Raw genomic sequence first — 26945 nt, forward strand, 5'->3', positions numbered from 1 at the left:
GTGCGGGTACGGGGATGGTCCGGAGCCGGGGATGTGCAACGTCGGAGGTTACGTGAGGGTTACTCAGGTACGTTCCAGGATCGCCGTCACGCCCTGTCCGCCCGCCGCGCAGATGGAGATCAACCCCCTTGCGGGGGCGTCCCGTTCGGCCAGGAGCTTGGCCAGGGTCGCCACGATGCGGGCGCCGGTGGCGGCGAAGGGGTGGCCGGTCGCCAGGGACGAACCCGCCACGTTGAGCCGGGCGCGGTCCACCGGCGCCAGCCCCCGCTTCTCCCAGGCGGCCAGGGTGGCCAGCACCTGGGAGGCGAACGCCTCGTGGACCTCGACCAGGTCGAAGTCCGCCATGCCCAGCCCGGCCCGCTCCAGCATGCGCGGGACCGCGTACGCCGGTGCCATCAGCAGGCCGTCCTCGCCGCCGGCGACGTCGCCGTGCACGAAGTCCACGGCCGCCGTCTCGTACGCGGTCAGGTAGGCCAGCGGCTCCAGGCCCCGCTGCCGCGCCCACTCCTCGCTCGCCAGCAGCACCAGTGCCGCGCCGTCCGTGAGCGGGGTCGAATTGCCCGCCGTCATGGTGGGGTCGGGGTGGTCGAGCCCGAACACCGGCTTCAGCGCGGCGAGTTTGTCCACGGTCGAACCCGGGCGCAGGTTCTGGTCGCGGGCCAGGCCGCGGAAGGGCACCACCAGGTCCTGGAAGAGGCCGCGTTCGTACGCCGCCGCCAGCCGCTGGTGACTGGTCGCCGCCAGTTCGTCCTGGGCCTCGCGGGTGATGCCCCAGGCGCGGGCGGTCACCGCGGCGTGCTCGCCCATGGAGAGGTGGGTGCGCGGTTCGGCGTTGCGCGGGATGTCGGGGACCAGGTGGCCCGGGCGCACCTTCGCCAGGGCCTTGAGGCGGGCGCCGAGCGACTTGGCGCGCCGTGCCTCCAGGAGCGCCTTGCGCAGGTCGTCGTTGACGCCGAGGGGCGCGTCGCTCGCGGTGTCGGCGCCGCCGGCGATCGCGGCCTCCGTCTGGCCGAGGGCGATCTTGTTGGCGGCGGCGACGACGGCCTGGAGGCCGGTGCCACAGGCCTGCTGGATGTCGTACGCGGGGGTGCGGGCGTCGAGCCGTGAGCCGAGGACCGTCTCGCGGGCGAGGTTGAAGTCACGGCTGTGCTTGAGCACCGCCCCGGCGACGAACTCGCCCACCGCGCCCGGCGTGTCCAGGCCGTACCGCTCGACCAGGCCGTCCAGCGCGGCGGTGAGCATCTCCTGGTTGGAGGCGGTGGCGTAGGGGCCGTCGGAGCGGGCGAAGGGGACGCGGGTGCCGCCGATGACCGCGACGCGCCGGACGGCGGCCGGCTTCAGGGTGCTCATCTCGACCTGCTCCTCACCGTGACATAGTCTTACTTCCGGTAACCTTACTCCAGAGTCAGTACCGGAGTGAGTGCCGCGCGCGAGAACACCGTGAGCCCTTCTCACCCCGCTGGGAGTCCCCCATGGCCGACCGCTATCTCAGCTTCACCGGCACCGCGCCCGGCCGCTTCCTGACGCGCCGCCTGGGCCTTCCCCAGCCCACGGCGCTGCGGCGCTGGTCGCCGGAGCGGCCGGGCCTGGACGGCGGCCTGCTGCACCTCACCGCGGGCAAGACCGACCTCGACCTGCCGCCCGTCCTCGCCCGTGCCGGACTGGGCGAGGACGACACCGGCCGGCCCGCCGCCGTCGTCCTGGACGCCAGCGGCATCCGGGACGTGGAAGGGCTCGCCGAGGTGCACGCGGCCCTGCATCCCGTCGTACGGTCGGTCGCCGCGAGCGGCCGGATCGTGGTGCTCGGCGCCCCGCTCGATGCCGCCGACCACCACCAGGCCGCCGCGCAGCAGGCGTTGGAGGGGTTCACCCGCTCCCTCGGCAAGGAGATCGGCCGGGGCAGGACCGTGAACCTGGTCCGTCTCACCACCGCCCCCGCCGCCGAGTCCACCCTGTGCTTCCTGCTCTCCCCCAGGTCGGCCTACGTCAGCGGCCAGGTGATCGAGGTGGGCGAGCACGGGTCCGCCGCCCCGCACGACCCGGGCCGCCCCCTCGCCGGGCGCACCGCGCTGGTGACCGGCGCCGCGCGCGGCATCGGCGAGGCGGTCGCCGAGACGCTGGCCCGGGACGGCGCCAAGGTGGCCGTCCTCGACGTGCCGCAGGCCGAACAGGACGCACGGCGCGTCGCCGGACGGCTCGGCGGTATCGCCCTCCCCCTGGACATCACCGCCCCCGACGCGGGCGCCCGGATCGCCGAGGCCCTCCCCGACGGCATCGACGTACTCGTCCACAACGCCGGCATCACCCGGGACCGGCGGCTGGTCAACATGTCCGCCGAGCGCTGGATCCAGGTGCTGGAGGTCAACCTGGCGAGCGTGCTGCGCACGACCGACGCGCTGCTCTCGCGCGGTGCCCTGAAGCGGGGCGGACGCATCGTGGCGACCGCCTCCATCGCGGGCATCGCCGGGAACACCGGCCAGACCAACTACGGGGCCGCCAAAGCCGGCGTCACCGGGCTGGTCCGCTCCCTCGCGCCGCGCGCGCTCGCCGAGCACGGGGTGACGGTGAACGCCGTGGCGCCCGGGTTCATCGAGACGAAGATGACGGCCGCCGTTCCGCTGTTCATCCGCGAGGCGGGTCGCCGTATGAACTCCCTGGGGCAGGGCGGGCTGCCCGTCGATGTCGCCGAGACCACCGCCTGGCTCGCCCACCCGGCCTCGGGCGCGGTGAACGGTCAGGTCGTACGGGTCTGCGGCCAGAGCCTGCTGGGGGCCTGAGCGCCATGGCCTCCGTACCGCCGCCCTCGGTCGAGCTGACCCGTTCTCCCGCCCTCGCCCCGCTCCTCGCGCGCGGTGCCCTGCTGTCCCCCTTCAAACGGCCCCGCCCCGACGCCGCTCACCCCCGCACCCGGCTGGTGCTGCCCGGTCTGCGGATCGACCCCGCCCGGCTCGCCGGGTACGAGCGGGTGTGCGGCTTCCCGACCGGGGAGGAGGCGCTGCCGGTGACGTACCCGCACGTGCTGGGCTTCCCGGTGGCGATGCGGCTGATGAGCGGGCGGGACTTCCCGCTGCCGCTGCTGGGCCTGGTGCACACGTCGATCCGGATCACCCGGCACCGGGCGATGGCGTCCACCGGCGCGTACGAACTGACCGTCTACGTCGACGGGCTGGCCCCGCACCGGCGCGGCACGGAGGCCGCCGTGGTCACCGAGCTGCGGGCCGGCGGGGACGTGGTGTGGGAGTCACGCAGCACGTATCTGGCCCGGCACCGGACCTCCGGGCACCAGCCCGCCGAATCCCACGGGCCGGCAATGCGGGGGCCCCTGCCCGTCATCGAGGACTGGCGCCTGGCCGGGGACGTGGGACGGCGCTACGGTGCCGCGTCCGGCGACCGCAACCCGATCCATCTGCACCGGCTCACCGCCCGCCTCTTCGGCTTCCCCCGCGCCATCGCGCACGGCATGTGGACCGTGGCCCGCTGCCTCGCCGCGCACGGCACCCCGGACGCGGTCGAGGTCCGGGCCGACTTCAGGGCACCGGTGCTGCTGCCGGGGACGGTGACGTACGCGGCGAAGGGCGAACGCTTCGAGCTGCGCGGCGCCGACGACCGGGTGCACCTGACCGGGGAGGTCCGCCCGGCGTGAGCCGGCGGGCGGACCTCAACCGACCTGGCCGGTCCCGCCGTCGGCCCCGCCGTGGATGCCGTGGATCCCGCCGTCGGTGTCGTCGTCGGTGTCGTCGTCGGGCGGCGTCCAGTGGCGGCCGGCCATCAGGTCGCCCAGCCCCGCCCAGGCGAAGTTCATCAGCGTGGCCGCCGACTGCCGGGCCGTGACGCCGGGCGTGGCGTTGGCCCAGTCGGCGAGTGCCTCGGCGGCGCCGACCAGTGCCTCCGCGAGCCCGGAGACCTCGCGTTCGGGCAGGTCGGGGTCACGGTGCGCTTCGCGGGCGGCGGCGAGGATGAGCTGCGTCACGAACGCCACGATCTCCGCGCGTACCGCGGCGATCTCGGCGGCGAACACCTCGCCGTGCGTCCGGGCCTGGAGGTGCAGCACGGCCCAGCCGTCGGGGTGTCGCGCGGTGTGCGTGAAGAACGCCGTCAGCCCCGACCAGAGCTGGCGGTCCGCGGGCAGCCCCGGGCGGGCGCCCGCCCGCACCGCCTCGGTGAGGGCCTTCGCCTCACGCCGGATGCACGCGGTGAACAGGTCCTCCTTGGAGTTCAGGTACAGGTACACCAACGGCTTGGACACGCCCGCCAGTTCGGCGATCTCGTCCATCGACGCGGCCATGTACCCCCGTTGCCCGAAGGTTCGTACGGCGGCGTCCAGCATCTGCTGTTCACGGACCGCACGCGGCATCCGCTTCGTCTTCACGGCACCCATATGGGTTAGCGTACGGGCCCGCCCCCGCCGCACCCTCCGCCCGCCGCACCGTCCCGCCCCGCGCGCCCCCGCCGCACCGTCCGCCCGCGGACATGCCACCGCCCGCGCCGCCCCGTCCGCCCGCGGACATGCCACCGCCCCCGCCGCCCCGTCCGCCCGCGGACATGCCACCGCCCGCGACGGCCCGGGTGGGGCCGGCGCGGGCGGGAAGGCCGGTTGCCGGAACGGGCGGCCGCGGATCAGGCGGCCACCGGAACCCGCTGGGGTTCGTCGACCGGCGAGGCGTGGACCGAGTCGTAGGCGTCACGGTCGAGCAGTCCCTCGCGGGCGGAGACGACGACCGGGACCAGAGCCTGCCCGGCGACGTTCGTCGCCGTGCGGATCATGTCCAGGATCGGGTCGATGGCGAGGAGCAGACCCACGCCCTCCATCGGCAGGCCGAGGGTGGACAGGGTGAGGGTCAGCATGACCGTCGCGCCGGTGAGACCGGCCGTGGCGGCGGAGCCCACCACCGAGACGAACGCGATGAGCAGGTAGTCGCCGACGCCGAGCTGGATGTCGAAGATCTGGGCGACGAAGATCGCGGCGATGGCCGGGTAGATCGCGGCGCAGCCGTCCATCTTCGTGGTCGCCCCGAACGGGACGGCGAACGACGCGTACTCCTTGGGCACACCCAGCCGCTCGGTGACCTTCTGGGTCAGCGGCATGGTGCCCACCGAGGAGCGGGAGACGAAGGCCAGCTGGATCGCGGGCCAGGCGCCCTTGAAGAACTGCACCGGGTTGACCTTGGCGACGGTCGCGAGCAGCGCCGGGTAGACGCCGAAGAGGACGATCGCGCAGCCGACGTAGATGTCGGCGGTGAAGGTGGCGTACTTGCCGATCAGGTCCCAGCCGTAGGTGGCGATGGCGTTGCCGATGAGGCCGACCGTGCCGAGCGGGGCCAGGCGGATGACCCACCACAGGGCCTTCTGGAGGAGTTCGAGGACGGACTCGCTCAGGGTGAGGATCGGCTGGGCCTTCTCGCCGAGCTGGAGGGCGGCGATACCGGCGACGGCGGCCATGAAGACGATCTGCAGCACGTTCAGCTCGGTGAACGGGGTGATCACGTCGGTCGGCACGATGCCGGTCAGGAAGTCGATCCAGGAGCCGGTGTTCTCGGGCTCGGCGCCGTCGGCGGGTGTGAGGCCGGTGCCCGCGCCCGGGTTGGTGACCAGGCCGATGACCAGGCCGATCGCCACCGCGATCAGCGAGGTGATCATGAACCAGAGGAGGGTCCGCGAGGCCAGCCGGGCCGCGTTGTTGACCTTCCGCAGGTTGGTGATGGAGACCAGGATGGCGAAGAAGACGAGCGGGGCCACGGCGAGCTTCAGCAGGCCGATGAAGGTGCCGCCGACCTTCTCCAGGGTGGTGACGAGCCAGGAGACGTCCTGGCTGCGGGCGAGCCAGCCGAGCAGGACGCCCAGGACGAGGCCGGCGAGTATCTGGGCCCAGAAGGGCGCGCGTAGGCGCAGGGGTGAGGACTTCGTGTTCGTGGACACGGACATGCTCCGTTGAATCCGTAAAGGGGGACGCGTGAGGGAAGGTGACGTGGGACTCGGGTGCGGAACGTCAGTGACGACAGTTCGCGGAAGTGACCCGGCAGAGGTCCACGTGCAGGCGCGCCACGAGCGGAACACTCCGGGGCGTGGGGAACACGGCTGCTGACTTCACCAGGAGACCGTAACACCTGAACTTTGAGATCCTCAAAGCCTTACTTTGAGAGGTGTGAGGCCAAAAGCGTCCATATAACGCAAAGCGCCCCGGCATCCCAGGGAATCAGGGAACCGGGGCGCCCGACGCGGTGCGCGGAGGTGACGGAGGTTACGAGGTCTGGCCCTGCGTCTGCCCCTGCGCGCGGGCGGTGTCGTCGGCCTCGTCCTCCTGGTTGCGGTTGGCCTCCAGGTTGGACTTCACCCGGTCCACCCGCCGCACGATCCGCTCGGAGGCGCGGTCCCGCTCCTCGCGGAGCACGACGAAGCTGATGGGGGCCGAGATCAGCAGCGCGAGCAGGACGATCCACAGGCCGTTGGAGTCGCCGAGGCCGCGCGGGGCGAGGCCGGAGTGGACGAGGCCCCAGACGACCACGAGGCAGCCCACGAAGATCCCGAGGCGCATCAGTGTGTAGCGGAGCATCTCATCCACTCTTCCTACGTACGGCCAGAACATCCCACCAGAACATCCCAAAGGGACACCCTCCAGTGAAGCACGCCCCGGCGATCGGTCCGGCAGGGGGGTGCGGGCCTCGGGCACAGCGGGCCTCGGGCGGTGCGGGCGTCAGGTGGTACGCCCTCAGGTCAGGGGCAGCACCATGGTGATGTCGTCGCGCTCGTCGCCCGGGGCGACCCGGATCGCGCCGGGGACCCGGCCGACCTCCTTGTAGCCGCAGGCGGCGTAGAAACGCTCCAGCCCCAGGCCGCCGCGGCAGCCGAGCCGTATCGCCTCGATCCCGTCGAAGCCGCGGGCGGCGCGCTCGGCGGCGGCCATCAGGTCACGGCCGTAGCCCTTGCCCTGGTGAGAGGGATGGACCATCACCGTGTAGAGCCAGATCCAGTGGGTCATCAGACGGTGGGTGTTGAACGTGAGGAAGGCCGTCGCGGCCACCCGCCCGTCCTCGTCGTGCCCGACGAGCAGGCGGGAGCGCCTCTCCTCCATGGCCACGAGCTGCCGCAGCAGTTCGGGACGGATCTGCTCGCGCGTCACGGGCGGCACGAAGCCGACGGCTCCGCCCGCGTTGGTGACTTCGGCCCACAGATCGATGATCCCGTCGCGGAGTTCGGGGGTGACGGCGGGATCCAGCGTGAACGTAAGGGGCATGTGACCATCGTAGCCATTACCCCGTGGTGGGTCGTCGGACCCGCTTGTCACCCGCCGGATCGGGTGGCGGGTGGGCGACAGCGGAACCCCCTGGCGGGGGCGAAGGGGCGGAGCCCTTTCGCCTCACACACGCATCGGCTGCGGCGACTCCCGACGCGCCGGGTCGGGACCGTCGTACTCCCGGATGATCTCGTACCGCGTGTTGCGCTCCACCGGCCGGAACCCGGCGTCACGGATCAGGTCCAGCAGGTCCTCGCGGGTCAGCTTGTTCGGCGTGCCGAAGTTGTCCGCGTCATGCGTGATCTTGTACTCGACGACCGAACCGTCCATGTCGTCCGCGCCGTGCTGGAGCGCCAGCTGCGCCGTCTGCACGCCGTGCATGACCCAGAACACCTTGACGTGCGGCACGTTGTCGAAGAGCAGCCGCGACACGGCGAAGGTCTTCAGCGCCTCCGCGCCGGTCGCCATCTGCGTGCGCGCCTGGAGCCGGTTGCGTACCTTGCCGTCCTTCATGTCCACGAAGTCGTGCTGGTAGCGCAGCGGGATGAAGACCTGGAAGCCGCCGGTCTCGTCCTGCAGCTCACGCAGCCGCAGCACGTGGTCCACGCGGTGGCGGGGCTCCTCGATGTGGCCGTACAGCATGGTGCACGGGGTCTTCAGCCCCTTCTCGTGCGCCAGGCGGTGGATGCGCGACCAGTCCTCCCAGTGGGTGCGGTGGTCGACGATGTGCTGCCGCACCTCCCAGTCGAAGATCTCCGCGCCGCCGCCGGTCAGCGACTCCAGACCGGCGTCGATCAGCTCGTCCAGGATCTCGCTCGCACTCAGGCCGGAGATGGTCTCGAAGTGGTGGATCTCGGTGGCGGTGAACGCCTTCAGCGAGACGTCCGGCAGGGCGGCCTTCAACTCCCGCAGGGAGCGCGGGTAGTAACGCCACGGCAGGTTGGGGTGGAGCCCGTTGACGATGTGCAGCTCGGTCAGGTTCTCCGACTCCATCGACTTGGCGAGCTTCACCGCCTCCTCGATGCGCATCGTGTAGGCGTCCTTCTCCCCCGGCTTGCGCTGGAAGGAGCAGTAGGCGCAGGAGGCGGTGCACACGTTCGTCATGTTGAGGTGGCGGTTGACGTTGAAGTGCACGACGTCGCCGTTCAGCCGCGTGCGCACCTCGTGGGCCAGCCCGCCCAGCCAGGCCAGGTCGTCCGACTCGTACAGCGCGATGCCGTCCTCACGGGTCAGGCGCACACCCGCCCTGACCTTCTCCTCCAGCTCGCGCTTGAGCCCGACGTCCATGCCGATCCCTCTTTTCCTCGACCTCTTCAGGCAGACCCCGTCAACCGTACGCCCCGGTCACTCCACCTCTTCGGGCAGCTCACCGACGCGGTTCTCCCACTTCGTGGAGAGCACGATCGTCGTACGGGTCCGGGAGACGCCCTTGGTGCCGGACAGCCGGCGGATGGTCTTCTCCAGGCCGTCCACGTCGGTCACCCGCACCTTGAGCATGAAGGAGTCGTCGCCGGCGATGAACCAGCAGTCCTCGATCTCCTTCAGGTCCCGCAGCCGCTGCGCCACGTCCTCGTGGTCGGCGGCGTCGGAGAGCGAGATGCCGATCAGGGCGGTGACGCCGAGGCCGAGCGAGGCGGCGTCCACAGTGGCGCGGTAGCCGGTGATGACACCGGCCGCCTCCAGCCGGTTGATGCGGTCGGTGACGCTGGGTCCCGACAGACCGACGAGGCGTCCCAGCTCCGCGTAGGAGGCCCGGCCGTTCTCCCTCAGGGCCTGGATGAGCTGCCTGTCCACCGCGTCCATCGAATCGAAGCCTTCCACTGAAGAGGTACGAGAGTTGCTGCAAAGGGTGGTGCGTCGCCGCGGCGTCGCGGCGCGTGCTCAGTCGGTGCGGGATCCACCGGACCCACCGCCGAGTTCGCCTTCCCAGCGGCGGTAGAGGCGGTGCTCGACGCCCGCCGCGTCGAGTACGCGCCCCGCGACGAAGTCCACCAGGTCCTGGATGTGCGTCGCGCCCGCGTAGAAGGCCGGTGAGGCGGGCACCACGGTCGCGCCGGCGTCGTCGAGGGCGACCAGATGCCGCAGGGTCTGACCGTTCAGCGGGGTCTCCCGTACGGCCACCACCAGCGTGCGCCCCTCCTTCAGGGTCACGCTCGCCGCCCGCTGCAGCAGGTCCTTGGACAGCCCGAGCGCCACCCCGGCCACGCAGGCCGTGGAGGCGGGCACGATCAGCATGCCCTTGCTCGGATACGACCCCGAGGACGGCCCGGCCGCGAGGTCGCCGGCGGCCCAGTGCCGTACGCCGTCGAGGTCGACGGTGAAGGTGCCCGGCTTGCCGTCCGCGCCCCGGGACAGCCATTCCCGCAGGTCGTCCCGCCAGTGGGCGTCACGGAAGGAAATGCCGGTCTCGTCCAGCAGGGTGAGCCGCGAGGCCCGGCTGACGACGAGATCGACACTCTCGCCGGCGGCGAGCAGCGCACGCAGCACCGAGGCGGCATACGGGGTGCCGGAGGCGCCGGAGACCCCTACGATCCAAGGCGTACGCCGCGTCTCTCCTGGCTTGACTGGGTTCACGACACCGAGCCTATCCGGAGTCACAGGGTGGGAACCGGCCGAGGGGGCCGGGCGTTCCTCAGACAGAACGAGCCGATGCCGGGGGTGAGCGATGTCGGGTGCGCGTCCCGAATGGTCGCGACGTGACCGGGTCAAGGTCGCGGCCCGGCTGATGGTGGGCTGGGTGGCGCTGCTGTGGCTGCTCGAAGTGGTCGACGTGGTCAGCGGTCACGCCCTGGACGACTTCGGCATCGTGCCGCGCGTACCGTCCGAGCTGGCCGACATCCTCCCGGCGGCCTTCCTCCACTTCGGCTTCGCCCATGTGGCCGCCAACAGCGTGCCGTTGCTGGTGCTCGGCTTCCTCGCGGCGCTCGGGGGCATACGCCGGTTCGCCGCCGTCTGCGCGCTGATCGTCGTGGCCGACGGTCTGGGAGTGTGGCTCATATCCCCGGCGCACACCAACACCGCGGGCGCCTCCGGCCTGATCTTCGGCCTCTTCGGCTTCCTGCTGGTCAGCGGCTTCGTCGAGCGCCGTCCGCTCGGCGTCCTGGCCGGTGTGCTGGTGGCCGCGGTCTGGGGCGGCTCGATCCTCGCGGGGCTCGCCCCGACGCAGTCCGGCGTCAGCTGGCAGGGCCACCTGATCGGTCTGGCGGCGGGTCTGGCGGCGGCGTTCCTCTTCCGCCGTCGGCCCGCTGGACCGTCGGGCCGCTGAACCGTCAGGCCGCTATACCGTCAGGCCGCGCACCAGCAGATCCAGCAGCGCGCACACGAACAGGGCAATGCCGATGAAGCCGTTGACGCTGAAGAACGCCCTGTTCAGGCGGGTCAGGTCGTGCGGGCGGACGATGGTGTGCTCGTAGACGAAGGCACCGGCGACGATCAGCAGGCCCAGCCAGAGGAAGGCCCCGGCGTCGGTGAGGACGGCGTACCAGGCGAACAGGGCCGTCGTCACGGCGTGGCAGACGCGGGCGCCCCAGATGGCGGCCGGGATGCCGAACCGGGCGGGGACGGACTTCACGCCGATCTCGCGGTCGGTGTCGACGTCCTGGCAGGCGTAGATCAGGTCGAAGCCGCCGATCCAGATGCCGACGGCGAGACCGAGGACGACCGCCTCCCAGGACCAGGAGCCGGTGATGGCCAGCCAGCCGCCGACCGGGCCCATCGCCTGGGCGAGGCCGAGGATGGCCTGCGGGAAGTTGGTGAACCGCTTGCCGTACGGATACACCACCATCGGGATGACGGCGACCGGGGCGAGGGCCAGGCAGAGCGGGTTGAGCAGGGCCGCCGCGCCCAGGAAGACGACCAGGGCGACGAGCGCGCCGGTCCACGCGTGCTTCACCGACATCGCGCCGGTGACCAGCTCGCGGTGCGCGGTGCGCGGGTTACGGGCGTCGATCTCGCGGTCGATGATCCGGTTGGCGGCCATCGCGAAGGTGCGCAGGCCCACCATGGCGAGGGTGACCAGCAGCAGCCGGCCCCAGTGGATGTTCTCGTCCCACTCGTACATCGCGGTGAGGGCGGCGATGTAGGCGAAGGGCAGCGCGAACACCGAGTGCTCGATCATGACCAGGCGCAGGAAGGCCTTCACCTTCCGGGTCGGCCGCGGTGCCGGGCCCGGACCCACGATCCCGTCGGCGGTGGTCATCATGCGAGGCTCCCGAGGAACGCGTCGAGGTCGGCCAGCAGTCCGGCGACGGGCAGCGGACCCGTCTCCACGGTCAGTGGTGTCCCGGCGTCGTCGGGCGGGGTGACGTACGCCGTGAAGGCGTACGCGTCCGCGCCGGACGGACGGGCGTCCAGCCGCAGCACCGCGCCGCCGTCGACCGTGAACGGCCCGCTCGCCGCGGTGAGCTCGTCGCGCAGCAGCCGGGCGAAGCCGACGGGTTCCGCGTCGCGCACGCCGGGCAGCTCGAAGCCGTCGCCCTCGCCGCGGTGCTCGAACAGCACCGCCCAGGTGTCGCCGGAGCCCGCGAGCTCCTCCGGCGCGACGCCCGCCTGCTCGGCGGCCCGCCGGACCCCCGGGTCCTGCGGGTCCAGCTCGGGGCGCACCAGGGCCACGTAGTCGGTGTCGGTGCCGATGAAGAGCGCCGGGCCGCCCATGGCGAGGGGGCTCACAGTCCGTACTCCTTCCAGCGGCGGTCGACCAGGGCGGCCGTGTCCGGGTCGGACTCGACCATGTCGGGCCAGCCGCCGTCGCGCGTGTACCCCTCCTCGGGCCACTTCTTCGTCGCGTCGATGCCCGCCTTGCCGCCCCAGAACTGCTGGTAGGAGGCGTGGTCGAGATGGTCGACGGGGCCCTCGACGACGGTGAGGTCACGCGCGTAGTCGGTGTTGCCGAGGGCCCGCCAGGAGACCTCGTGCAGGTCGTGCACGTCGCAGTCGGAGTCGACGACCACGATCAGCTTGGTCAGCGACATCATGTGGGCGCCCCAGATGGCGTGCATGACCTTCTGCGCGTGCTTGGGGTACTTCTTGTCGATCGAGACGATCGCGCAGTTGTGGAAGCCACCGGACTCGGGGAGGTGGTAGTCCACGATGTCCGGGACGATGATCTTGAGGAGGGGGAGGAAGAAGCGTTCCGTCGCCCGCCCCAGCGGTCCGTCCTCCGTCGGGGGCCGGCCGACCACGATCGACTGGAGCAGCGGACGCTTCCGCATCGTCACGCAGTCGATCGTCAGCGCGGGGAACGGCTCCTGGGGGGTGTAGAAGCCGGTGTGGTCGCCGAACGGGCCCTCGGGCAGCATCTCGCCCGGCTCCAGCCAGCCCTCGAGCACGACCTCCGCCTGCGCCGGGACCTGGAGCGGCACCGTCTTGCAGTCGACCATCTCGATCCGCTTGCCCTGCACGAACCCGGCGAACAGGTACTCGTCGATGTCGCCGGGCAGCGGCGCGGTGGACGCGTACGTCACGGCCGGCGGGCACCCGAAGGCGATGGCGACCGGGAGCCGCTCACCGCGCCGGGCGGCGACCTGGTAGTGGTTGCGGCTGTCCTTGTGGATCTGCCAGTGCATGCCGATGGTGCGCTTGTCGTGGCGCTGGAGGCGGTACAGGCCGAGGTTGCGGATGCCCGTCTCCGGGTCCTTGGTGTGCGTCAGGCCCAGGTTGAAGAAGGAGCCGCCGTCCTTGGGCCAGGTGAACAGCGCGGGCAACCGGTCGAGGTCCACGTCGTCGCCGGTGAGCACGACCTCCTGCACGGGCGCGTCCCCGGATTTCACCTTCTTCGGCGGCACGTGCGTCATCGCGCCGAGCTTCCCGAACGCCTCGCGCACCCCGACGAAGCCCTGCGGCAGCTCGGGCTTCAGCAGCCCGCCGATCTTGTCGGAGATGTCCGCATACGACGTGAGGCCCAGCGCCTTCAGCAGGCGGCGGTCGGTGCCGTACACGTTCATCGCGAGGGGCATGCCGGAGCCGCGCACGTTCTCGAAGAGCAGCGCCGGACCGCCGGCCTTCTGCACCCGGTCGACGATCTCACCGACCTCCAGATACGGGTCGACCTCGGCCTTGATGCGCTTGAGGTCGCCCTCGCGCTCCAGCGCTCTGAGCAGGGAGCGAAGATCGTCGTAAGCCATGCGGTCAAGTATCCCCGAGCGGTTACCCTGGCCCTGTACCACCCACCGCTTTCGCTGGAGAGGCCCATGCTGCGGGTGCTGATGTTCCTGGTACCACTGGCCCTGAGCGTGTACGCGTTCATCGACTGCATCAGCACGAAGGACGAGGACATCCGGCACATGCCCAAGCCGTTGTGGGCGATCCTCGTGCTGCTGTTCCCGCTCGTCGGCTCGATCTCGTGGCTGATCGCCGGCAAGAAGCGGCACCCCGCGGGCGCGGGCGGCACCATCGGTTCCGCCTGGAGCCGGGGCGGCGGCCGGCACCAGTGGGTGGCGCCGGACGACAACCCGGACTTCCTCAAATCGCTGGACGAGGAGAAGGACAAGGACGACAAGCCGGGTGACGACGGGCGCGGCGGCTCCGCCTGACCGGCCCGCGCGTCAGCTCCTGATCCAGCGCTGGCCCGCCGAACCGTCGCACGTCCGCGTCATCACCATGCCGCTCGGCCGGGCGTGATCCAGGCACTGGCCGGTGTTCGTGAGAATCAGGGTGCCGCCCGAACCGAATCGCCACTCCTGACCGCTCTGCGCACCACAGGACGCGCTGTGGAGCGCCCCGTATCGGGTGAGGCAGCTGCCGGACGCCGTGTGGACGACCCGGTAGGTGCCGGAGGAGACGCCCCGCAGGTTCCATCCGGCCGTCGCGGCGGTGCAGCTGCCCATGGAGATGTTGCCGTACGCGCTGCTGTCGGAGGCGGTGAGGCACTGTCCGCTCGACGCGTTGCGCAGGGTGAATCCGCCCGTCGACGGGGCCTCGGTCGCCGTGCCCGTGCCCGAGGAGGAGTCGTCCCCTCCGCTGCCGCCCGAGTCCCCGCTCGTGCCCGCGTCGCCATCGCCCTTCGCGCCCGCGTCGTCGGTGTCCGCGCCGGCGCCCTCCGCCCCGGGCGCGGTCGCCGGCTCCCGGGATTCTGATCCCGGTTCCTTCGAGGAGGACCCGCTGGGGGACGGCGACGGCTTCCCGGACGCACCGGCCGTGCCCGACGGCGGCACGGTGGCGGGGGCCGTGACCGACACGGAGGGGGTGGGTCTCGCCTCGTTGCCGGTGTCGAAGGTGTACGGCAGGAGCGTGAAGGCGAGGGTGGTGCCCGTCGCGACGACAACGACGGGGATGATCACGGGGATCACCCGTGTCCGGCGGCCACGCTTCTCCCGCGCCGGCCCGGACGCCTCGGGCGCCTGCGGTTCCCCGGGCTTCGCCGGTTCTCCCGGTTCCTCCGGCACGTCCGGAACGGTCGGCGTCCGCCCCGTGAACGCGGCCCGCTCGGTCAGCACCCCGGTGATGGCCTTCGGCCAGAGCGGCGGGGTGAACGGACCGTGCCGTTCGGCGAGTTCGACCAGTTCGGCGGCGGTGGGCCGGCCCTCGTAGTCCTTGTCCAGGCAGGCCGCGACCACGTCGGCGAGCTCGGGGTCCAGGGCGCGTACGGCATCGAGGTCGGGTTCCTCGTGCACGATCCGGTACAGCACCCCGTGCCCGGACTCGTCGCCGAAGGGGGGCCGGCCGCTCGCCGCGTACGCGAGGACCGAACCGAGCGCGAAGATGTCGACGGCCCCGGTCGACTTGCGTGCCCCCGAGGCCTGTTCGGGTGACATGTAGGCGGGGGTGCCCACCACCATGCCGGTCCGGGTGAGCTGGCTCTGCTCGGCCGCCCGGGCCACCCCGAAGTCGATGAGGGTGACGCCGTCGAGGGTGAGCATGACGTTGGACGGCTTGATGTCCCGGTGCACCATGTCCAGCGCGTGCACGGCGGCGAGCCCGGAGGCGGCCTCGCGCAGCAGCAGCCACAGGGCGGCGGCGGGCAGGGGCCCCTCGTGGGCTTCGAGGGCCTCGCGCAGGGTGAGGCCGGGGACGTAGGCGGTGGCGAACCACGGGGGCCGGGCGGTGCGGTCGCCCGCGAGCAGCGGGGCGGTCGCCTCCTCGGGCAGACGCGCGAGGTTGTCCAGCTCGTGCCCGAAGCGGCGCAGGAAGTCCTTGTCCTCGGCGACGACCGACGGCAGCAACTGCTTGACGGCGGCGTACCGCCCCTCGTGCACACCGAGGTAGACGCGGCCCATGCCGCCGGCTCCGAGCCGTCCGACCAGCGGAATCGGTCCGATCCGCCGCGGGTCCTCGTCCTCCAGCGGCTCGGCGCCGCTTCCACCCAGCTCGATCACGCCTGCCCCGTTGTTGTGTTCTGTCCGCACCGGACCGGCGGCGGCCCGCCCGTTCCCCCCTGCGCCGGGCGGACACGCACGTCGGCAGAGCCAGTCTGGACCAGTACGAGCTAGAATTGGAAGCGAATTCTAGAAATTCACTCCAGAAACACTTCCGGAAGGGGCGACGATCCTGCGATGAGCCCCAAGCAGCACCGCGGCGAGGTCACCGCCGAACAGCTTCTGGACGCGGCACTGCGCGTCTACGCGGAGTCGGGCGAGCAGGGTCTCACGGTCAACGCGGTCACCAGGGCCAGCGGTGTCAGCATGGGCAGCCTCTACCACCACTTCGGCAGCCTGGACGGCCTGGTGAACGCCCTGCTGATGCGCTGGCTGGAGCGGCTGCTGGGCGAGATGGTCGCGGCCGTGGAGCACGCGGACTCCGCCCGGGCCGGCGTCGGCGCGCTCGTACGGATGTATCTCGCCTTCGTCCAGGAACACCGGGAAGTGGGCCTCCTCCTGCACTCCTCCCGTGCCGACCAGCTCGGGATGCGGCAGGCGAGGATGCTCCGGGACGCCCAGGAGGCCCGGCTGACACCGCTGACCGCGTGGGTGAGCGGGCACGTCGAGACGGGCGAGGTCGCGCCCCTGCCCCTGTCCGTCCTCGAGTCCCTCATCCTCGGCCCGGTCATCGGCGTCAGCCGCCGCTGGCTGACCCTCGGCGACGTCGACCTCGACGAGGCGGCCCGTGTCCTGCCCGACCGGATCTGGCGGTCGATCCGCGCGGACCCGGGGTGAACGCGGGCGGTGCCGGGGCGGGTCAGCCGAGCTTCTTGATCCGGGCGGGGGCGAGGGCCCGGTCGAAGATCCGTACGTCCCGGACGGCGCCGGGGAAGAAGTCGACGGCCCGGCCGCCGTACGACGCCCGGCCGATGATGAAGGGGCCGGTGCCGGACAGCGGGTTGGTGTCCTCGACGGCCACTTCGAGCTCGCCGTTGACGTACAGCCGCAGTCTGCGCGCCGGGCCGTCGCAGACGCCGGCCAGGTGGGTCCAGACGTTCACGGCGGGCTCGCTGCGGCCCGTGGCGCGCAGGCCGGGGCGGGAGAAGGCCCAGCGGTTCTCCGTGACGGCGTACTGGAGGTAGAAGCTGCTGGCGTCCCCGGCGTCCTGGCTGACGGCGGTGGCCCAGTTACCCGGTGCGGCGGAGAGCCGGACCCAGGCGGCGACCGTGAAGCTGCGGCCCTCCCCGGTCCGCAGCACCGGGCCCGCGGTCATGATCTGGCTGCTCCGCCCGTCGAAGACGGCGCCGCCTCCGCCGGGCAGCCAGGTCACGCCGGTCGCGGTGCCGTCGTGGCCGCCCGCCTGGTCCCGTGCCAGCGTGCCCGAGGTCTCGGCGAGGCGCCAGTGCCCGATGGGCGGGGCGGGCTGCGGGGCGGCGGAGGGCGTGGACGAGGGGCCGGCCGAGGAGGGCGGTGTGGCACGGTCCCGGTCCGCGGCGGACGACCGGTTGAGCCAGAACCCCGCGCCGACGCCGGCCGCGGCGACCGCGCCCGCGCCGGCACCGAGGAGCAGGAACGCCCGTCGGCTGCCGCCCCGTTCGCGGGCCGCGTCCCGGGCCGCCCGGCGGCCACCGGGTCCACCCGGGCCTGCGGGTCCGCCCGGTCCAGCGGGTCCGCCCGGTCCGGCGGGTTCCGTCGTGCCGGGGGTGGGCTCCAGGGCGGCGCCCACCCGGGTGGCCTGGTCGTGGAACCTGGGCGCCACCATGGTCGCCTGCTGGGGGAAGGCACCGGGCCCGCCGTCGCGCGGGAGGACGCTGGTGGCGGCCCCCAGGTCGGTGGGACGGCCGACCGGGAGGGGCGTCGCGGACGCGGCCGGGGACGCGGGGCCGTTGCCCGGCGGCCAGGGGCCGGGGTGCCGCAGGGCCATCGTCGACTCGTTGCCGAGTGCGCCGACCCGGGCGAGGATCTCGTGCGGAGTGGGACGGCCGGCCGGGTCCTTGGCGAGACAGTCGCCGATGAGGGCGCGCAGGGCCGGGTCGGTGACGGCCTGCACGTCCGGAGGGTTGTGCACGACGCGGTAGAGCAGTGCGGGGGTCGGTCCGCCGCCGAAGGGGTTGGCGCCGGTCGCCGCGAACGCGAGCACCGCGCCCAGGCAGAAGACGTCGCTCGCCGGGGTGACGTCTTCCCCGTTGACCTGCTCGGGGGACATGAACCCCGGGGAGCCCGCCACCTGCCCCGTCCTGGTGACCGAGTCGGAGTCCACGCTGCGCACGATGCCGAAGTCGATGACCCGGGGCCCGTCTTCGGCGAGCAGCACGTTGGAGGGTTTGAGGTCGCGGTGGACGAGGTGCGCGGCGTGGATCGACACCAGTGCCTCGGCCAGCCCGGCCGCCAGCGCCAGCACCGCCCCCGCCTCGAACGGCCCCCGCTCGGCGACCGCCTGCTCCAGCGACGGCCCGGCGATGTAGCTGGTCACCAGCCAGGGCAGGGGCGCGTCCGGGTCCGCGTCGACGACCGGGGCGGTGAAGGCGCCGCTGACTTTGCGGGCCGCCTCGACCTCGCGGCGGAACCGGTCACGGAACTCGGGCCTGCGCACCAGCTCGGAGTGCACCACCTTGACCGCGACGAGCCGCCCGCCCGGGGAGCGGCCGAGGTAGACCCGGCCCATGCCGCCCGCGCCCAGCCGGCTCAGCAACCGGTACGTCCCTACGGAGTGCGGGTCGTCCGGCTCCAGCGCTGACACAAATGCCTCCACGGCGTGCGATCTCGGCCCTTGGGGGCAGGCCAAGCATAAAGCCAATCGCACCCGTGTTCGCCGAAGTGCCGCACGCCGTACGGCACTTCGGTCGACGGCCCGCCCGGTCACTCGCCTTCGAAGATCTCCTCGGCCTTCGGGACGGTGACGGCGCGGGCGAGCCAGCAGCGAAGGAGGTCGGAGTCGATGCAGCCCGTGATACGGCTGCGGACGTCGTCCGAGACGTCGAGGCCACGCTGCTCCAGGACGAGCAGGATGTCCTCGACACGGCTCTCGGCGCGGGCTTCGGCGCGGGCTTCGGCGCGGGCTTCGTCCCGGATCTCTTCGACGAGGTAGGACTTGCAGAAGGAGAGGTCCACGGCCACCAGGTTCCCCCGGAGGTGCTTGGCCGGGTGCTCGCCCAGCCCTGTGCGGTGAATTCGGCGATGGGGTCCGCGATGTCAGGTAGCTGGTGCAGTACGCCCAGCTCGCCGGCTTGTCCGGGTCCTGTTTTCCTGGACCTCGACGGCGAGGAGGAAGTCGCCCTGTTCCGCGGCCTCGAACCTCAGGACCGTGTCGACCCGGCGTTCGACGGAGCTGGTCTCGGTGAGGTCGGTCGGCAACGGTGTGGCCCCGCCGGGCCTGGGGATGTCGACCCCGAGGAAGCGCGAGACGCGACTGAAGAGTCCGGGGTCGTGCCCGAAGATGCGGTGCATCGCCTCACGAGACGGCTTGACCATGGGTTTCCTTCATGCCGGCCCCGATGAGGGCTGACATATGTCGGTGGCATGTGCCTCCACGTAAGGGAATATGACACGTTAAAAGCAGGCAAACCGGTGATGCTCACCCAGGTGAGTGAACCGATGCCGCGCGAGGGTCAGCCGCGGATGCGGGTTCGCGGAGGGGTGCGGGGGCGACGGTCTGGGGAGGGGGAAGGCGGAATGTGCGTGAGCATGTGGGGCGGTCGTGTTGGAGGTGCGCTCAGATGTGAGGGGTGTGGACAAGGCCGCGGTTGGTGCTCACAGACTTCAGGCGGGGGTGGCTCTGTGGGCGGGGGGTCGGGGCAACCCTTCGCGGACGCGGCCCGGTCGGCGGGTCAGCGCAGGCGGGACGAGGACAGGATCGACAGGAGGTGGGCGGGGACCATCACCCAGGTGATGGCGGCGAGCGCGCCCAGTGCCCAGCGGGTCGGTTCGATGCCGCCGGTCACCTGGTCGGCGACCGCCGCGACGAGGAGGACGAGGGAGGCCTCGATGCCGTTGGTCACGCGGTGGATCCTGAAGGCGGCGGCGATGCGGCGGACCGTGGCGACGCCCTGAGAGCGGGGGCGGGTGGACTCGTCGTCGGCGACGGTCAATCCGCGGCGGGCGCGGGCGACGTCCACCAGGTCGGTGGAGGCCTTCAGGAGGACGACACCGAGGGCCGTCGCGATGCCGACCGACAGCCAGCCGCCGACGCCGGACTCGGCGGCCCGGTAGCCGGCGCCCGCCATCAGCGCCGCGTCCGCGAGGTACGCGCCGAGCCGGTCGACGTAGATGCCGGCCGCGCTGTTCTGTCCCTTCCAGCGGGCGACCTCGCCGTCCACGCAGTCGAAGAGCAGGAACAGCTGCATGAGGATCACGGCGAGGATCGCGCCGGTCAGCCCCGGGATCATCAGCGCGGCGCCGGCGGCGACTCCACAGACGACCATGGTCCAGGTCAGCTGGTCGGGGGTGACCGGGGTGCGCACGAGGTGGCGGGTGGTGCGCAGGGAGATCTTCCGCATGTAGAGCCGGCCGGCCCAGTGCTCGCCGTTGCGGCTCGCCAGCTTGGCCTGCGGCTGGCAGACCTCCCGCAGCTCCTCAAGTGCCGGAGCACCCATGACGTTCCTCCCAGCCCAACTGCCGCCCGTACGGCGATGATCGGGCCAGGCTACCGAGCCGGTGCGGCGTCCCTGACACGGGCCACCGGCAGGGGGAGACTGGCCGCATGGAACCGATCGATCCGGTGACCGCCCGCGCCTGGCTCGCCACCGCCCTCGCGGAGGCCCGCACCGGGCTGGAGGAGGGCGGCGTCCCCATCGGTGCCGCGCTGTACGGCGCCGACGGCAACCTGCTCGGCCGCGGCCACAACCGCCGCGTCCAGGACGGCGATCCGTCGGCGCACGCGGAGACCGCCGCCTTCCGCGCGGCGGGACGCCAGCGGTCGTACCGCGGTACGACGATGGTGACGACCCTGTCCCCGTGCTGGTACTGCTCGGGGCTGGTCCGGCAGTTCGGCATCTCCCGGGTGGTGATCGGCGAGGCGGCCACCTTCCGCGGCGGGCACGACTGGCTGGCCGACCACGGCGTGGAGATCGTGCTGCTGGACGATCCGGAGTGCGCCGCGACGATGCGGGAGTTCGTCGCCCGTCATCCACGGCTGTGGAGCGAGGACATCGGAGACTGAAGAGCCCGGTCACGGCCGCTGCCCCCGCGGCGGCGTGCCGGCGGGCCGCGCGGCGGGTGTTGCGGACGACGTTGGTGGTGATGCCCAGCAGCCAGGGGCGCACGGAACCGCCCTCCGCGTCGAGGCGGTCGCGCAGTCATCAGGCGTCCAGGAAGGTCAGGGAGACGGCCTCCTCGGCGGCCGTCCCGTCGCCGGTCAGCCGGAAGGCATGGTTGTGGACGGAGCGCGCGTACGCGTCGAAGAGGTCGCCGAAGGCGTCGTGGTCCCCCGCATGGATGCGTCTCCGCGGATTCGTGTCCACGCCCTCTTGCCTGTCCGGACGACGAAGGCCGGTTCCCGTGACTCAGGTCACGGGAACCGGCCTCGGCGGTACGCGGCTCAGAACCCCACGGACCGCAGCGCGCCCAGGCCGACGTCGGCGTACGAGTGCTTGCCGGAGACGAAGATGTTGACGCCGTAGTAGTTGAACAGCCAGCAGCCGAAGGCGAGCAGGGCCAGGTAGGCGGCCTTGCGGCCCTTCCAGCCGGCGGTGGCGCGGGCGTGCAGGTAGCCGGCGTAGGCGACCCAGGTGATGAAGGACCAGACCTCCTTGGGGTCCCAGCCCCAGTAGCGGCCCCAGGCGTCGCCGGCCCAGATGGCGCCCGCGATGATCGTGAACGTCCACAGCGGGAACACGGCCGCGTTGACCCGGTAGGCGAACTTGTCCAGCGAGGCGGAGGCGGGCAGCCGCTCCAGGACGGAGGTGGCGAAGCTGCCGGGCTTGCCGCCGCTCGCGAGCTTGTTCTCGTACGCGTCCTTGAACAGGTAGAGGATCACGGCGACCGCGCCGACGTAGAAGACCGCGCCGCACAGGATCGCCGTGGAGACGTGGATGTACAGCCAGTACGAGTGGAGGGCGGGGACCAGCTGGTCGCTCTCGGTGTAGAGCCAGGTGACGGCCACACCGAGGTCGAGGAGGACGGTGGTGGTCAGGAACAGGCCGAGCCAGCGCACGTTCTTCTTCAGCGCCAGCAGCAGGAGGTACACGCCGACCGCGGTGGTGGAGAAGGTGATGTTGAACTCGTACATGTTGCCCCACGGCGCCCGTTCCACGGACAGCGCGCGGGTGAGCACGCCGCCGAAGGAGAGGCAGAACGCGAGCACGGTGAGGGAGATGGCGATGCGCCCGTAGAGGTCGCCCTTCTCGTCCCCGCCGTGCGCCCCGGGCCCGTCGGGCACGTCCCGCGATCCGGCCGCGGCGCGTACGACGACCTTCGGCCGCTCCAGTACGGCGGTGCCGCCGGCCTGGTTGACGGTGACGGCCGGTGCCTTCTTCGCCTCCGCCTCCGGGGTGAGGGCGGCGGCGGTGCGGGCGACCTTGCTGCGGCTGCCGAAGGTCCACTCCGCGATGTACGCGAAGAAGGCAAGGGTGTAGACCGTCATCGCGGAGTAGATCAGCACGTTGCTGATCTCCGCGAGGTTCTCGTTGGCCGCGGCGGCCAGATCTGTTGCGGCGGCGAGAGTCATTTCTCAGCCCCTTCGGCAGGTACGGCTACAGGATCGGTGTCGGTGGGATCGGATGGGTCCGGGGAGGGATCGGGCGCGCCCGGTGCCCGGTCGTAGAGGATTCCGGCGAGGTCGCCGAGTTCCTCGGGCACCTTCGCGGACTCGCTGCGGCCGAGGCCGGCCATCTCGACGACGGTGACGCCGTCGGGGCCCTCGACCGCGCGCACCCACACGCGGCGGCGTTGGATGAACAGGGAGGCGGCGAGACCGCCGATCGCGGCGACGGCACCTCCGAGCGCCCAGCCGCCGCCCTGTTCCTGGACGACCTGGAAGCCGGCCCACTCCTTGACGTCCTTCTCGAAGGTGACCGAGCCGGCGCCGTTCGGGAGCCTCATGGTCTCGCCGGGCATGAGCAGCTTCTTGAACAGCTCGCCCTTGGCGTCCTTGAACTCCTTCATCTTGGTCTTGTCCATCTGGTACACGCTCTGCGGAATGCCGGAGTCGGCCTTCAGGTCGCCGTGGTAGGCGGACAGCGCGAGCACCGGATAGTCGAGCGCCGGGAACTGGGAGAGCATCGTGCCGCTCGCCGAGCCGCCGAAGGTGGGCACGAAGAAGGCGTTGAAGCCGAGCTGCTCCTTCTCGCCCTGGGGGTTGCGGTAGCCGTCGAGGACCTTGACCACGCCGGAGGAGGTGACGTTGGCGTCGAGCGGCAGCAGCGGCACGGCGTCCTGGAAGACGATCTTTCCCTTGCCGTCGCGGACGGTGACGACGGGTGCGTAGCCGTGGCTGACGAGGTAGACCTTGGCGTCGCCGATCTTCAGTGGCTTGTTCACCTTGACGAGGGCCGTCTTCTCCTCGCCGTCGGCGCCCTCGGTGTAGGTGAGCTCGGTCTCGTACGTGCGCGGGGTGCCCTTGTTGGGGCCGGTGCGCTCGTAGGTACCGGTGAACTCCTTCACGTGGAAGCTGAACGGCACCAGGTCGTCGTTGGTGAAGAGGCTGCCGGACTTGAAGTCGTCGTACTGGGTGAGCGTGTTGGAGAAGCCGTCGCCCTCGACGATCAGCTTGTTGCCCTCGGACTTGAACAGCTGGCCCCAGCCGAAGGCGATCAGCATCACGATCAGCGCGATGTGGAAGAGCAGGTTGCCGACCTCGCGCAGATAGCCCTTCTCGGCGGCGACGGCGTCACCGGCGAGGTGGGCGCGGAAGCGGCGCCTCTTCAGCAGGGCGAGCGCGGCCTCGCGGACCTGATCGGGCTCGGCCCCGGTGCGCCAGGTGGTGTGGGCGGGCAGCCGGGTCAGCCGGCGGGGCGCGCCCGGCGGACGACCGCGCAGCTGGCCCACGAACTGCCAGGTGCGGGGCACGATGCAGCCGATGAGGGAGATGAACAGCAGGATGTAGATCGCCGAGAACCACACCGAGCTGTAGACGTTGAAGAGCCCGAGCTTGTCGTAGACCGGCGCGAGGACGTCGTGGCGCTCGCGGAAGTCGGCGACCGCGGTCTCGTCGATGCCGGTCTGCGGGATGAGCGAGCCGGGGATGGCGCCCAGCGACAGCAGCAGGAGCAGCAGCAGCGCGACCCGCATGGAGGTGAGCTGCCGCCAGAACCAGCGGGCCCAGCCGATGACGCCCAGGGAGGGCAGGTTGGGCGGCTCCTCGGTGGGGGCGGTGGACAGCTGGGAGCCGGCGGCGCCGAGGTCCTGGTCGTCGGCGGCCTGGGGGGTGTCGTCGGTTGTCGTCTTGCTCATCGGGTCAGATCCCCACAGTGAAGCCGTTGGACCAGGTCTGCATCTCCGCCACGAGGCTGTCCCACGCGCCGGTCAGCAGCAGCACACCGGTCACGATCATCATCGTGCCGCCGATGCGCATGACCCAGACGTAGTGCCGCTTGACCCAGCCGAAGGCACCGAGCGCCTTGCGGAAGGCCACGGCGGCGAGCACGAAGGGCAGGCCCAGCCCCAGACAGTACGCGACGGTCAATATGGCGCCGCGTCCGGCGCTCTCCTGCTGCGCGGACAGGGTCAGTACGGAGGCGAGGGTGGGGCCGATGCAGGGGGTCCAGCCGATGCCGAACAGGGCGCCGAGGACGGGGGCGCCGACCAGCCCGGTCGCCGGGCGCTTGTGGAAGCGGAACTCGCGCTGGGTGAGCCAGGGCATCAGGCCCATGAAGAACACACCCATGAGGATCATCAGGACGCCGAGCACCTTGGACAGCACGCTCGACTGCTCCTGCAGCGTCTGCCCGAAGTAGCCGAAGAAGGCGCCGCCGGAGACGAACACGGCGGTGAAGCCGAGGACGAACAGGGAGGCGCCGGCGACCATCCGGCCGCGCCGGGCCTCGGCGAGGTCGGTGCCGGAGACGCCGGTGACGTAGGAGAGGTAGCCGGGGACCAGCGGCAGCACGCAGGGCGAGAAGAAGGAGACGAGCCCGCCCAGCAGGGCGATGGGCAGGGCGACGAGGAGGGCGCCGTTGAGCACCGTGCCGTTGTAGCCCGTCTCTGCGGCGAGCGTGTGCAGGGCGGTCACGTCACTTCTCCGCGACGACCGGCTCGAGCATCTTCAGCAGGCGTTCCTCGCTGAGCGGGGACAGTGTGCGGGCGGCGATCTTCCCGTCGCGGTCCAGGACCAGGGTGGAGGGGATCGCCTGCGGGTTGAGGGTGCCCTTCTCGAAGCGGAGCATCAGCTTGCCCGTGGGGTCGTACAGGCTCGGGTAGGTGATGCCGAAGTCCTTCTCGAAGGCGAGCGCGGCCCCGGTGCTGGTGTCCCGGGTGTTGATGCCGACGAACTGCACGCCCTGGTCGGCGTACTCCTCGGACACCTTGGCGAAGTACTTGGCCTCCGCGCGGCACGGGTTGCACCAGGAGCCCCAGACGTTGAGGACGACGACCTTGCCCTTGTAGTCGGCGACGTCGAGCTGCTTGCCCTCCAGCGTCTTGCCGGACAGGTCGGGCGCGGCGTCGCGCTCGCCCTTGGCGACCGTGGAGATGCCGTCGCTGCCGGCGACGAAGTTGGTGTCGCCGCCCCCGCCGGACGTGCCGCCGGAACTGCACGCGGAGACGAGCAGTGCGGCCGCGGCGGCACCGGCGGCCAGAGTGGCGCGACGGCGGACGCGGGGCGCGCGGATGGCACGGGTGGCACGGTTCGAGCGCTGAAGGGCTCGGTTCGAGCGCTGGGGGGCGCGACTGGCGGCACTCATGTGAAAAGTTTCGCATGCCCGTTCTGGGGATCTTGCGCACCCCCCTTGCGGGTGGAAACCCGCATTTCAGGCGGCGTTGCCGGTCCCTGATCCGGTGCCCGTTCCGGCGGTGGCGCCCGATACGGCGGCGCCGTCCGTCTCCTTCAGGAAGTTCTTCCAGCCGCCGGCCGGTTCCTGTCCGACGTCCAGGGTGCGCAGCCGGTCCAGCACCTCCGGCTTCTGCGCGTCCAGCCAGTCGGTGAACTGCCGGAAGGAGACGAGCCTCACGTCGCCGCCCTTCTCCTTCTCGCGCGCGATGTGCCGGAGCGCTTCCTCCACGGCGTCCATGTAGATGCCGCCGTTCCACTGCTCGAAGTGGTTGCCGATGAAGAAGGGCGCCCGATTCGTCTCGTAGGCCCGCCTGAAACCCGATATGTACGCCTGCGCCGACTGCCGTCGCCAGCCCGGGTGGTTGTGGGCGGGTGCGTTGGTCGAGTTGAGCGACTGGTTGGCGAGCATGTTGTAGTCCATCGACAGGACCTCGAAGGAACGTCCGGGGAAAGGTATCTGCTGCAGGGGAAGGTCCCATATGCCCTGCTTCTTCGCCGGCCAGACCTGGCGTCCGCCCGGCGAGGAGGCGTCGTAGCGCCAGCCGAGCTCGCGGGCGGTGGGCAGCAGGTTGTCCTGGCCGAGCAGGCAGGGCGTACGGCCGCCGACGAGCTCCTTGTCGTAGTCGAAGGGCAGGGACTCCAGGTCGGTCCAGCCGGAGTTGGTCCGCCACTCCTTCACGAACGACGTGGCCTGCTCTATCTCGCTGCGCCACTGCCGCGGCGTCCAGTTGCCGACGCTGCCGGAGCCGGCGCAGAAGTGACCGTTGAAGTGGGTGCCGATCTCGTGGCCCTCGAGCCAGGCCCGGCGCACGTTCTTCAGCGTGTCCTTGATGTGGCCGTCGGTGAGGTAGCCGATGTCGGAGGCGCCGCGCGGGTTGTTCGGCGGGTCGTAGAGGCGCTTCTTCGACTCGGGGAGCAGATACAGGCCCGAGAGGAAGAAGGTCATGTGCGCGCCGTGCTCCTTGGCGAGGTCCAGGAAGCGCGGGAAGAGCCCGTTGCCGACCTCCCCGGCCCCGTCCCAGGAGAAGACGACGAACTGCGGCGGCGTCCGGCCCGGCTCCAGCGGCACCGGCCGGTCGGGCTGGTGGGGCTGCTTGCCGGTGAAGGAGGTGGAGCCGTCACCGATCGGACGGGCGGTCTTCGACGGCTCCGGTTCCGGCGCCCCGGGACGGTCGTCGCCCCCGGGGCGGGAACCGCCGGCACGGTCCGCACCGTCCGAGCCCGTGAGGCCGCCGCAGCCGGCCAGTGAAACGGCGGCGGCACCCGCGCCGAGCCCGATCATTCCCCTGCGAGTGAGAGCGCGCATGACATCCCCGATCGTCACGTCCCCTGGTGGTCACTCACTCAGAGGACGCGACGAAGGCGGAGGTTCCCGTCAAGTGCGGAGGTTTCGCAACGAAGCCCTAGAAGGCCCTGCGGAGCCCTGCGGAAGCCCCACGGCGATGGCGCTTGCCGCCCTTGCCGGGGTTGCCGGGGTTGCCGCCCTTGCCGTGGT

Annotated in this window: 27 protein-coding genes and 1 pseudogene; 6 read left to right on the forward strand and 22 right to left on the reverse strand. The window is 71.5% G+C overall.

Going from position 1 to position 26945, the window contains the following annotated elements; genetic code table 11:
- Positions 1 to 63: 63 nt before the first annotated feature.
- Positions 64 to 1350 (reverse strand): acetyl-CoA C-acetyltransferase, encoded by a 1287-nt coding sequence (locus tag IE178_RS22840; RefSeq protein ID WP_193513590.1) that lies wholly within the window; start codon positions 1348 to 1350, stop codon positions 64 to 66.
- Between the two features lie 122 nt (positions 1351 to 1472).
- Here IE178_RS22840 and IE178_RS22845 point away from each other — a divergent pair, with 122 nt between their 5' ends.
- Complete coding sequence (locus IE178_RS22845) at positions 1473 to 2777, forward strand: 3-oxoacyl-ACP reductase (RefSeq protein ID WP_193513591.1); 1305 nt, start codon at positions 1473 to 1475, stop codon at positions 2775 to 2777.
- A 5-nt stretch (positions 2778 to 2782) separates the two neighbouring features.
- Positions 2783 to 3643 (forward strand): MaoC family dehydratase, encoded by an 861-nt coding sequence (locus IE178_RS22850; protein ID WP_193513592.1) that lies wholly within the window; start codon positions 2783 to 2785, stop codon positions 3641 to 3643.
- Between the two features lie 15 nt (positions 3644 to 3658).
- On the opposite strand, the gene IE178_RS22855 is transcribed toward IE178_RS22850, so the two are convergent.
- The 8 genes from IE178_RS22855 to IE178_RS22885 all read right to left on the reverse strand — a co-directional run bounded on the left by IE178_RS22855 (position 3659) and on the right by IE178_RS22885 (position 9805).
- Positions 3659 to 4378, reverse strand: coding sequence for a TetR/AcrR family transcriptional regulator (locus tag IE178_RS22855; protein ID WP_318280193.1), 720 nt, complete (start codon positions 4376 to 4378; stop codon positions 3659 to 3661).
- Positions 4379 to 4617: 239 nt separating this feature from the next.
- Positions 4618 to 5922, reverse strand: coding sequence for a dicarboxylate/amino acid:cation symporter (locus IE178_RS22860; protein ID WP_184760887.1), 1305 nt, complete (start codon positions 5920 to 5922; stop codon positions 4618 to 4620).
- A gap of 64 nt (positions 5923 to 5986) precedes the next feature.
- The gene (locus IE178_RS36145; RefSeq protein ID WP_318280194.1) at positions 5987 to 6184 is read right to left on the reverse strand and encodes a putative leader peptide; all 198 of its coding nucleotides are present in this window, start codon (positions 6182 to 6184) and stop codon (positions 5987 to 5989) included.
- A gap of 54 nt (positions 6185 to 6238) precedes the next feature.
- On the reverse strand, positions 6239 to 6550 hold the full coding sequence (locus tag IE178_RS22865) for a DUF4229 domain-containing protein (protein ID WP_193513593.1): 312 nt from the start codon (positions 6548 to 6550) through the stop codon (positions 6239 to 6241).
- Between the two features lie 156 nt (positions 6551 to 6706).
- Complete coding sequence (locus IE178_RS22870; RefSeq protein ID WP_193513594.1) at positions 6707 to 7231, reverse strand: GNAT family N-acetyltransferase; 525 nt, start codon at positions 7229 to 7231, stop codon at positions 6707 to 6709.
- A gap of 123 nt (positions 7232 to 7354) precedes the next feature.
- Positions 7355 to 8518, reverse strand: a complete 1164-nt coding sequence (gene mqnE, locus IE178_RS22875; RefSeq protein WP_184760884.1) for an aminofutalosine synthase MqnE — start codon at positions 8516 to 8518, stop codon at positions 7355 to 7357.
- Positions 8519 to 8575: 57 nt separating this feature from the next.
- A complete protein-coding gene (locus tag IE178_RS22880; RefSeq protein WP_184760883.1) occupies positions 8576 to 9034 on the reverse strand; it encodes an Lrp/AsnC family transcriptional regulator in 459 nt (152 codons plus the stop codon).
- 78 nt (positions 9035 to 9112) lie between these two features.
- A complete protein-coding gene (locus IE178_RS22885; RefSeq protein ID WP_184760882.1) occupies positions 9113 to 9805 on the reverse strand; it encodes a UbiX family flavin prenyltransferase in 693 nt (230 codons plus the stop codon).
- A gap of 91 nt (positions 9806 to 9896) precedes the next feature.
- Here IE178_RS22885 and IE178_RS22890 point away from each other — a divergent pair, with 91 nt between their 5' ends.
- Entirely contained in the window at positions 9897 to 10496 is a 600-nt protein-coding gene (locus tag IE178_RS22890) for a rhomboid family intramembrane serine protease (RefSeq protein WP_193513595.1), read from the forward strand.
- Positions 10497 to 10508: 12 nt separating this feature from the next.
- Here the strand turns inward: IE178_RS22890 and mqnP are convergent, their stop codons facing one another.
- Genes mqnP through IE178_RS22905 form a run of 3 tightly spaced genes read right to left on the reverse strand, consistent with a single transcriptional unit; the run spans position 10509 to position 13353 of the window.
- Positions 10509 to 11432, reverse strand: a complete 924-nt coding sequence (gene mqnP, locus IE178_RS22895) for a menaquinone biosynthesis prenyltransferase MqnP (RefSeq protein WP_438874407.1) — start codon at positions 11430 to 11432, stop codon at positions 10509 to 10511.
- Entirely contained in the window at positions 11429 to 11899 is a 471-nt protein-coding gene (locus IE178_RS22900; protein WP_193513596.1) for a hypothetical protein, read from the reverse strand. The genes mqnP and IE178_RS22900 overlap by 4 nt, the downstream gene beginning before the upstream one ends.
- Complete coding sequence (locus tag IE178_RS22905; RefSeq protein ID WP_184760878.1) at positions 11896 to 13353, reverse strand: menaquinone biosynthesis decarboxylase; 1458 nt, start codon at positions 13351 to 13353, stop codon at positions 11896 to 11898. Before IE178_RS22905 ends, IE178_RS22900 begins: the two co-directional genes overlap by 4 nt.
- Before the next feature lie 66 nt (positions 13354 to 13419).
- Between IE178_RS22905 and IE178_RS22910 the strand changes: the two genes are divergently transcribed.
- Positions 13420 to 13761 (forward strand): PLD nuclease N-terminal domain-containing protein, encoded by a 342-nt coding sequence (locus IE178_RS22910; protein ID WP_184760877.1) that lies wholly within the window; start codon positions 13420 to 13422, stop codon positions 13759 to 13761.
- Positions 13762 to 13773: 12 nt separating this feature from the next.
- On the opposite strand, the gene IE178_RS22915 is transcribed toward IE178_RS22910, so the two are convergent.
- A complete protein-coding gene (locus IE178_RS22915) occupies positions 13774 to 15543 on the reverse strand; it encodes a serine/threonine-protein kinase (protein WP_193513597.1) in 1770 nt (589 codons plus the stop codon).
- Positions 15544 to 15720: 177 nt separating this feature from the next.
- On the opposite strand from IE178_RS22915, the gene IE178_RS22920 reads away from it, so the two are divergent.
- Positions 15721 to 16320 (forward strand): TetR/AcrR family transcriptional regulator, encoded by a 600-nt coding sequence (locus IE178_RS22920; RefSeq protein ID WP_193513598.1) that lies wholly within the window; start codon positions 15721 to 15723, stop codon positions 16318 to 16320.
- A 22-nt stretch (positions 16321 to 16342) separates the two neighbouring features.
- On the opposite strand, the gene IE178_RS22925 is transcribed toward IE178_RS22920, so the two are convergent.
- The 3 genes and pseudogenes from IE178_RS22925 to IE178_RS22935 all read right to left on the reverse strand — a co-directional run bounded on the left by IE178_RS22925 (position 16343) and on the right by IE178_RS22935 (position 20117).
- A complete protein-coding gene (locus IE178_RS22925; RefSeq protein ID WP_193513599.1) occupies positions 16343 to 18265 on the reverse strand; it encodes a protein kinase domain-containing protein in 1923 nt (640 codons plus the stop codon).
- A gap of 119 nt (positions 18266 to 18384) precedes the next feature.
- Positions 18385 to 18996: pseudogene (locus IE178_RS36985) on the reverse strand (hypothetical protein).
- Positions 18997 to 19352: 356 nt separating this feature from the next.
- Entirely contained in the window at positions 19353 to 20117 is a 765-nt protein-coding gene (locus tag IE178_RS22935) for a CDP-alcohol phosphatidyltransferase family protein (protein ID WP_193513658.1), read from the reverse strand.
- Between the two features lie 107 nt (positions 20118 to 20224).
- On the opposite strand from IE178_RS22935, the gene IE178_RS22940 reads away from it, so the two are divergent.
- Positions 20225 to 20683: a nucleoside deaminase gene (locus IE178_RS22940; protein WP_193513600.1), complete on the forward strand. Its 459-nt coding sequence runs from the start codon at positions 20225 to 20227 to the stop codon at positions 20681 to 20683.
- 139 nt (positions 20684 to 20822) lie between these two features.
- Here IE178_RS22940 and IE178_RS36990 read toward each other — a convergent pair whose 3' ends face one another.
- The 6 genes from IE178_RS36990 to IE178_RS22970 form a co-directional block, all read right to left on the reverse strand.
- Positions 20823 to 20984 carry an RNA polymerase sigma factor gene (locus IE178_RS36990; RefSeq protein WP_438874408.1) on the reverse strand — a complete coding sequence of 54 codons (162 nt, stop codon included), beginning with the start codon at positions 20982 to 20984 and terminating at the stop codon, positions 20823 to 20825.
- A 77-nt stretch (positions 20985 to 21061) separates the two neighbouring features.
- The gene (gene ccsB / locus IE178_RS22950; RefSeq protein WP_184760871.1) at positions 21062 to 22189 is read right to left on the reverse strand and encodes a c-type cytochrome biogenesis protein CcsB; all 1128 of its coding nucleotides are present in this window, start codon (positions 22187 to 22189) and stop codon (positions 21062 to 21064) included.
- Positions 22186 to 23913 carry a cytochrome c biogenesis protein ResB gene (resB, locus tag IE178_RS22955; RefSeq protein WP_193513601.1) on the reverse strand — a complete coding sequence of 576 codons (1728 nt, stop codon included), beginning with the start codon at positions 23911 to 23913 and terminating at the stop codon, positions 22186 to 22188. Before resB ends, ccsB begins: the two co-directional genes overlap by 4 nt.
- Before the next feature lie 4 nt (positions 23914 to 23917).
- Positions 23918 to 24691 carry a cytochrome c biogenesis CcdA family protein gene (locus IE178_RS22960; protein WP_184760869.1) on the reverse strand — a complete coding sequence of 258 codons (774 nt, stop codon included), beginning with the start codon at positions 24689 to 24691 and terminating at the stop codon, positions 23918 to 23920.
- A gap of 1 nt (position 24692) precedes the next feature.
- On the reverse strand, positions 24693 to 25361 hold the full coding sequence (locus tag IE178_RS22965; protein WP_193513602.1) for a TlpA family protein disulfide reductase: 669 nt from the start codon (positions 25359 to 25361) through the stop codon (positions 24693 to 24695).
- A gap of 66 nt (positions 25362 to 25427) precedes the next feature.
- Positions 25428 to 26732, reverse strand: coding sequence for a polysaccharide deacetylase family protein (locus IE178_RS22970; RefSeq protein WP_193513659.1), 1305 nt, complete (start codon positions 26730 to 26732; stop codon positions 25428 to 25430).
- Positions 26733 to 26945: the final 213 nt, after the last annotated feature.

The organism is Streptomyces griseoloalbus, from assembly GCA_014650015.1.
Lineage (GTDB): Bacteria > Actinomycetota > Actinomycetes > Streptomycetales > Streptomycetaceae > Streptomyces > Streptomyces griseoloalbus.